The organism is Methylobacterium sp. E-065, assembly GCF_022829605.1.
Taxonomy (GTDB): Bacteria; Pseudomonadota; Alphaproteobacteria; order Rhizobiales; family Beijerinckiaceae; genus Methylobacterium.
The window spans coordinates 1-6,489 of record NZ_JAKSYD010000216.1 but is presented as its reverse complement, the minus strand read 5'-3'; the positions used below and the strand labels follow the sequence as shown (position 1 = coordinate 6,489).

The window sequence follows — 6,489 nt, the reverse complement described above, 5'->3', positions numbered from 1 at the left end:
GTGGCGTCTTGGCCTTCGGACGGCACGCCTCGACCAGCGGCTCCAGCTCAGACCATTGCGCGTCGCTCAGCATCATCCCTCCTGCCTTGAAGAGAGGAAACGCAAGCCCCGCCAGTCCGTTCAGGCGACGACAGGCCCTAGCGCCGGCCGCCTCTCCGCTGCACCCATGTCATCCGTCCACGCCGCATGTGATGGCGATGCATCCGGACATGCGTGGTCATACCGTCCGAAGCGGAGATGCCGGAGGCGGGACCAGCCGGGACGGCAGCCGCGGGGAGCGAGAGAACGGCGAGGCTGGCAGCGGTCAGCAGGCTGAGAGACAGGATGCGCATGGGTTTCCTCCGTGCCTCGACGCAGAAGGGGTGCGCCGTGCCGAGGAAAGCGTCGCGGCATAACGTTGGTTCAACGATCTTCTGTTGGCTCTCATCATCGGCCGCCCGTTGTTGTGCGCCGTGGCGTGAGACGAACCGAGCCCAGCACATGAAAAGCCCCGCGCGACTGAGCCGGCGGGGCTGAAGGTTGTCTCGCTGGGGTATCGAGACCTAATCTACGCACGGCAGCAGGCGTGGTTCCAGCAGGCCTCAACCAGCCGCCGCATCTGAGTGCTGCTGCATGAATGACCGCCCTGAACGGCTTGCTGCTGGCTCTCATTACACCTTGCCTTATGCCCCATCCGGCACACCGCCGTGTTGGTTCTGTCCCATGCTGTGGAAAGCCCTCTGGCGGAGGTTTTGAGATCGTTCGCCGAGTGACAACGGTCGACCTCAGCCGAAGCGATCCCGTGAGAATTCTCGCGGGCGGTAGGACGGGCCGAGCTATGCGGTGACGGTCTAGCGTCGTCCGGCAGACCGAACGCCCCGCTCTGATCCAAGTGAGTTCGCCGACGTCGCCGCGGCCTTAGCCTCGCTGTCGACTGGACGCACTTGGTCGGCTCCGCCTGCCTCGGTTTCTGCCCCCCTGATCGAGGCTGGCGGGGCACCAACCATAAGGATCAGCATGACGACTGACGTCTCCACGACGCCCGCGGCGTTCTGGGATACGGTGGCCGAACACGTCGGCGCGCAGGTCACTCCCGCTATGAAGCTGGGGCACCATGCTCGCAGGCCGATCGTCACCTACCTGCGCGATCTGGAAGGCATCGCGCGGCGCGAATGCGACAACCGGCAGGCGATCCAGATCATTGCGTCGGGCCGCCATCTGCTTGGCGATCGCTCCCAAGTCGAACCGGTCGATGGACCTTTCTCACGAACCTGAATGGGAGGCTGGAGCAGTCAGACTGGCTGACGGTGGCGACAGTCATTCTATCGCCTGCTACAGCGCCGGTTCTTCTCACAGGCGTGCCCGCGGCGTTCGCGACACCTTACGGCCCGCAGTGAGCAAACACGCGACGACAGGCACCCTTGGGCCAGTTCCCCGGGGCGCGCCCGTGAAGCCTCGGCCGGGCGGTTGCGTGAGGGTCGGCGCGGTGCGGCGGAACTGGAGACCGCGGTGCGCCGGCCCATGCCTTCGCGTTATCCAGCTTCAGCAAGCTGTTCCGCGCTGGATGCGACTGTGAAGCCTTCACGGTCGAACACATTGTAGAGGACGCCAGCTGGGTCGAGCCCAAGCCCTTTGATGTGATCGATTGCAGCATCCTTGGCCTCAGCCACCGTGTTGAACGGATCAGGCAGCTGGTACATCCTAGATGCGTGTTCCTCGCCATCGATATGCATCGGCGGCGTAGTAACTTCGACTGTGTAGGGCATGACGCCGTCCCACCTGATATCTAGTGAAACACGCCGAAGAACCATAGCAATAAGATGATAGGCAGCGGGATCCCCAGCAGCCAAAGCAATCCGCCTTTCATCATTGCCGCCTCCATCTACCAAACTGTTTCACCCAAAGCTGGGTGATTGCGGGCCAGGAACGCGCAAGAGCGTGAAATGGATGCGTGACGTTGGCACCAAAGCTAAGAGTTTGAAACGCAAGCCGCAGGCAGCGGTTCTCAAGCCATCTTGAGCTTAGGCCTAGGCACGATGATCTCGACAGTTTGGCCGGTGAGTGGGTTGAGGATCAGCATGGCTGCGTATCTCCGGTGGATGTGCCGGTAGAACGTCTTCACATCGCATCAGGATCAAGGCGATCCGAGCAATTGCGCTGAGTTGGTGAACTGTTCGTTTACTCTGCCGCCACGGCAGTCAGGACGCGACCGGAGACGCTCTACGCGTAGGGCCCGCCGAACAGATCCCCGAGCGCCTTCCGCCGAAACAGCGTGCGCCAGCGTCGCCGCTGATGCTCCGGCCGATCGTGGATCATGTGACACCGCTGGCAGAAGGCCGCGAGATTGGCGTCCGCGTTGTTCGAGGTGTCGTGATCTCGATGAGCTGCGGCTAGGACCACCCGGGTCCGGCGGGCGCGGCCGAGGATGTCGGCTTCTGCAGCGATGCGGATCCGCCTACCCCATCCATCACGCCACCGACCGGCATCCGCGTCCCACCAGCGGCCGTCACCGAGATGATAGACCATCCGCCCGTGTGGTCGCCCGCAGCCCTCGCAGCAGCCCCTCGCCCGCCCGAACCGAATTACGGCCGAGAGCTGCGCCCAGTCGATGGGGTAGAAGAAGCGGTGCTCGGGCCGGATCGGCATGATGGCCGGACTGTGCCGCCTGTCGTGAAGAAAGCGTAGCGTTAGAGCGCTGCTACGGATCGCATATGGACCTATCCGACCTTCAATTCTGGGCTTTTCTCGCAGCGGCCATCCCGGTCCTGTTCCTGCCGGTCGTCATCGCCTGGTGGAAAGGGCGCCCCATCGTCCCGATAGCCGTCCTCAGCCTCGCGTTCTGGCCTGGCGCGCTGATTTTGGCTCTCCGGCTGCGTAGCAAGCGCGATTTGTGATTGCAGCGATGACAAGCGCCTGAACGATAGCAACCGCGCCGACGTTCAGATCCGGACTGGTCGAACCGATCCGTCTGGAGGAAACGCTATGATGAAGACACTTGCCCTTGCGGCCGCGCTGACGCTCGCCGTCACAGGGGCGGCTCTCGCTCAGATGCCGGCCGGCAGTGGCAGCGGCAGTGCTCAGAGCAACATGAACAACCCCGGCAGCGTGAAAAGCCCGTCAGAGAAGCGGATGGGCGGCCAGCGCGGCATGATGAGCATGCGGCACATGAAGCGTCATCGGCGTCACCACATGCGTCGTTCGCGGATGTGAAGTGGACTGCCCCGCGGTCTGGATCCGCGGGGTTACCCAGATGCGCGTCCAGTGATTGCGGAGCCATAGCGCCACAGGATCGGACCTCTCACACCGAAGACCCGTTGCATCTTCACGCCTGCAACCGCGGGCAAGCGAGGTTTATCGGTGGCAGAACAACTCTCCGGGCAAGATGGCCGGCAGGGAAAGCGCGGCCGACCGGCCCTCTACGTCCTGATCGTCAGCGTGAGTTTGATGCTGGCAGCGCTGGCTGGGCTCATGATTTGGCAGGGTGGAAGCTCTCCGCCTGACTACGCGAGCCAGAGCCAGAGCGCATCGCGCAAGCAGATCACCGGAACCGAGGACGGGAAGGGCAGCGCGATGTCGCCCTCCAACAGCACTGCTGTACCAGGCTCAAATCCATCCTATCCGCAGCCGGCAGCTCGTAGCGCCAATCCGTAGGAGGGTGCTGTGGCCGACCGGACATCCGACCCAACTCGCCTGCTGATCGTCTACTACTCACGCAGCGGTAGTGTTGAAGCGCTTGCAACCGCTGCCGCTGAAGCTGCGCGGGGCGCTGGCGCAGAAGTACGTGTGCGTCGACCACGAGAAGTGGCTGATGCCGCCGCGATGGCGAAGGTCGAAGGCTGGACTGAGAGTGCGGCCCGTCAGAACGACCTCTACCAAGCACCCACACACGAAGATGCCGAATGGGCTGACGCGATCCTGTTCGGCACGCCGAGCTACTTTGGGGCGATGGCGACTGAGTTGAAGAACTTCCTCGATCTGCTCGGCCCCCAGTGGAAGCGGGGTGCCCTGGCTGGCAAGGTCGGAGGTGCCTTCGCGACGGCGTCCTGGCCGCATGGCGGATCCGAAGTCGTCACACTGTCGCTGTACGCACCAATGGCGCATCTCGGCATGGTGATCCTCCCGACAGGCTACACCGATGAGGCGATGTTGGAGGCTGGCTCGCCCTACGGCGCGTCCGCGATCGTCGGCAAAGAGAACCAGCCACCGCGACCCGAGGATCTGGACGCTGCGCGTCATCAAGGGCGGCGGATGGTGGCAATTGCAGGTGCGTTAATTGCAGCCGGCGAGATGCCATGTCGCCGACAGCGTGCCCCTTAGCAGCTGCGCCGATCAACAGGATCCGTTAACCACTAGGCGCCAGCATGCTTTCAGCGATCGGCTTCGGCCGCGCGCCGGAAGAGCAGCACCGGGGTCGTCTTGAGACGGCGGGCCCTGGTGCGGCCTCGCCGGCGCAGTCGCGCTAATGCCGAGAGCTGCTGTCGAGCCAACGCGGCGACATCGCCCCGTGCAGCTGCTACAGCGCCCATCCTTCCCGCATACGTGCCCGAGGTGTTCGCGACCCACACGGTGCTGTTGCAGTCGGGCACGCGGCGACAGGCAGGTGTGGGCCAGTTCTCTGTACCTCGCCCGTGAGGCCTTGGCCGGGCGGTCTCGTGAGGGCCGGCGCGGTGCGGGGGAACTGGGTGTGCAAGGGTTGCATCGTTGCTACAATTGATCAAACGGCATGCATCTGACCAAAATTCATTCGTGAAAACTGCATTGTTCGTAGGCTTGTATAAGCTCGATCGATAACGAGTGCGTGATGATTGTATTGGCTTGTTGTAAAATGGGCGCTTGCGCATTCTGATACCGCCACTCCGCACTGGTGGGGTGTGCTGAGAGCCCGCAATGAACCCACGTGCCGCCATCATAGCTGCTGCTCTCATCGCTGCAGCTCTGCCACAAACAGTCCTGGCCTGCGGGGACAGCGAGGCGGGTCTATCCTGCGATGACAGCGGTTCCGGCGCCGAGATGGGCGCCAAGTGGATGCTAAACCGGGCGAGCAAGGCCGTGGTGACCGACAAGGCCAAGGCTCTCACCTCATTCACCAAGGGTATGGACGGCTTTCGCACCGCGGACAGTTACGTGTTCTGCGTCGGACCCGATGGCGTTATGAGCGCTCATCCCAATCCGATCCTGCAAGGTCACGACGTGCGCGACTTGCATGATAAGACCGGAAATTACTTCATCAAGACCATGGTGGAGACAGCTAAGCCGGACCAGATTTCCTCGATCCATTATCTATTTCCAAAGCCCGGCAGCACGATCGAGGAACCCAAGACCACGTACTACACGAAGGCGGGCGATGAAATGTGTGCGGTAGGCGTCTACGACGCCGACGCAGCGGCACCGCAGACAGCTACGCCAGAGGCGCGAGTGGCCACCCTGCGAGCGAAGCTGGACAGTGAGATCCCAGCTTCGGCACGGTCAGACTGGACCGCGTTTCTGGAGGCGTTGAACCAAGTCGGCGACACGCGTGCCGCCACACTGGCCCGCGTTCGGGATGGCCTGAAGGCGGCAGAAGCCGCCCTCAAAACCACGGACGGAAAAACCGCCGCGGACCAGAAATAGGCTCAAGCAAGCGGCTAGTCCGTACCCGGGGAGGCCATCTTGGGGCTGTCCAGCGTCGTGCCTCTAACAGAGGCAGCTACCTTCACGTTCGGGTGTGTTGTCCTGCGCGCCCGATGGCTTGATCCAGAGCGTGTCGGCAGGGTGCTGGTAGGTGTCGTCGCACTACTCACCGTCGCGGTCCTAGTCGCCCTGACGCCTGAGAATACCTCTACCGATCCGAACGCCCTCGATCCGGCGGCCGTATGGCCCCTAGGGGACCTTCAAGGACTATAGATGCCGCCGCTCGGTTCGAGCACAGGAGCAGGAATGAGCGATGTCGTAGCCGCTCTGCTCCTGGCGCTAGCGACCGAAAACGCCGAGCTGCGGGACCAACTGACCTCGGCCCAAGACATGCTCGTCGAGACTTCCATCGACGCCGGCAACATGCACGCCCTGGTCGAGGCCATGCGGACAGAGCGGGATGCGTGGCAGGAGGAAGCCGAACGACTGCAGGCGCAGGCGTTGCGCAGGGCCTGACCCGCTTCGTGACTGGAGTGATGCGCCCTTCTCTAGCGAATTTGTGGCGGTCCCGAAAGTTGTTTCCGCTTGTGCGCTGCACGCACGACGCCAACGCCCTCAGCGCAAGCCACGTTGGGTTTGCGGAAGAGAACGCGTATTTTATACGTAAGTGGCCATCTGCGAGGGGCCTTTGAATGCAGAGGCGCCATATTGGCAACATGTTCTGCGCTATTAACTCCGTAAGATCTGCTCTCGCCCGCAGCGCTAGTGCACTGACTCAGACGGATGGTTCAGGGGATCGGCTGACGGCGGCTAGGATGTCGGTGGCGGGTTTGGTCCAGACGAAAGGTCTGGCGCGCCGGTTGTGCTCGGCGATGTAGCGTTTGATCGCCGCCTGAAGGT

At 62.9% G+C, this 6,489-nt stretch carries 8 protein-coding genes and 1 pseudogene; 6 read left to right on the top strand and 3 right to left on the bottom strand.

The window, feature by feature from the left end; translation table 11 throughout:
* Window positions 1-996 precede the first annotated feature (996 nt).
* On the top strand, window positions 997-1,254 hold the full coding sequence (locus tag MKK84_RS25685; RefSeq protein ID WP_243924859.1) for a hypothetical protein: 258 nt from the start codon (window positions 997-999) through the stop codon (window positions 1,252-1,254).
* A 257-nt stretch (window positions 1,255-1,511) separates the two neighbouring features.
* Here MKK84_RS25685 and MKK84_RS25680 read toward each other — a convergent pair whose 3' ends face one another.
* A complete protein-coding gene (locus MKK84_RS25680; RefSeq protein WP_243924858.1) occupies window positions 1,512-1,745 on the bottom strand; it encodes a hypothetical protein in 234 nt (77 codons plus the stop codon).
* Between the two features lie 454 nt (window positions 1,746-2,199).
* Window positions 2,200-2,625, bottom strand: a complete 426-nt coding sequence (locus MKK84_RS25675; protein ID WP_243924857.1) for a hypothetical protein — start codon at window positions 2,623-2,625, stop codon at window positions 2,200-2,202.
* A 65-nt stretch (window positions 2,626-2,690) separates the two neighbouring features.
* Between MKK84_RS25675 and MKK84_RS25670 the strand changes: the two genes are divergently transcribed.
* The 5 genes from MKK84_RS25670 to MKK84_RS25645 all read left to right on the top strand — a co-directional run bounded on the left by MKK84_RS25670 (window position 2,691) and on the right by MKK84_RS25645 (window position 6,105).
* A complete protein-coding gene (locus MKK84_RS25670; RefSeq protein ID WP_243924856.1) occupies window positions 2,691-2,873 on the top strand; it encodes a hypothetical protein in 183 nt (60 codons plus the stop codon).
* A 91-nt stretch (window positions 2,874-2,964) separates the two neighbouring features.
* Entirely contained in the window at window positions 2,965-3,189 is a 225-nt protein-coding gene (locus MKK84_RS25665) for a hypothetical protein (RefSeq protein ID WP_243924855.1), read from the top strand.
* A gap of 450 nt (window positions 3,190-3,639) precedes the next feature.
* Window positions 3,640-4,296 carry an NAD(P)H:quinone oxidoreductase gene (gene wrbA / locus MKK84_RS25655; RefSeq protein ID WP_243924853.1) on the top strand — a complete coding sequence of 219 codons (657 nt, stop codon included), beginning with the start codon at window positions 3,640-3,642 and terminating at the stop codon, window positions 4,294-4,296.
* 570 nt (window positions 4,297-4,866) lie between these two features.
* Window positions 4,867-5,589 (top strand): cache domain-containing protein, encoded by a 723-nt coding sequence (locus MKK84_RS25650; RefSeq protein ID WP_243924852.1) that lies wholly within the window; start codon window positions 4,867-4,869, stop codon window positions 5,587-5,589.
* A 306-nt stretch (window positions 5,590-5,895) separates the two neighbouring features.
* The gene (locus MKK84_RS25645; protein ID WP_243924851.1) at window positions 5,896-6,105 is read left to right on the top strand and encodes a hypothetical protein; all 210 of its coding nucleotides are present in this window, start codon (window positions 5,896-5,898) and stop codon (window positions 6,103-6,105) included.
* A 259-nt stretch (window positions 6,106-6,364) separates the two neighbouring features.
* Here the strand turns inward: MKK84_RS25645 and MKK84_RS25640 are convergent.
* Window positions 6,365-6,489 (bottom strand): annotated as a pseudogene (locus tag MKK84_RS25640) (IS630 family transposase); the annotation flags it as partial.

Coding starts and splice junctions, on each gene's coding strand:
- MKK84_RS25685 (WP_243924859.1), top strand. CDS start 997: ATGACGACTGACGTCTCCACGACGCCCGCGGCGTTCTGGGATACGGTG.
- MKK84_RS25680 (WP_243924858.1), bottom strand. CDS start 1,745: ATGCCCTACACAGTCGAAGTTACTACGCCGCCGATGCATATCGATGGC.
- MKK84_RS25675 (WP_243924857.1), bottom strand. CDS start 2,625: ATGCCGATCCGGCCCGAGCACCGCTTCTTCTACCCCATCGACTGGGCG.
- MKK84_RS25670 (WP_243924856.1), top strand. CDS start 2,691: ATGGACCTATCCGACCTTCAATTCTGGGCTTTTCTCGCAGCGGCCATC.
- MKK84_RS25665 (WP_243924855.1), top strand. CDS start 2,965: ATGAAGACACTTGCCCTTGCGGCCGCGCTGACGCTCGCCGTCACAGGG.
- MKK84_RS25650 (WP_243924852.1), top strand. CDS start 4,867: ATGAACCCACGTGCCGCCATCATAGCTGCTGCTCTCATCGCTGCAGCT.
- MKK84_RS25645 (WP_243924851.1), top strand. CDS start 5,896: ATGAGCGATGTCGTAGCCGCTCTGCTCCTGGCGCTAGCGACCGAAAAC.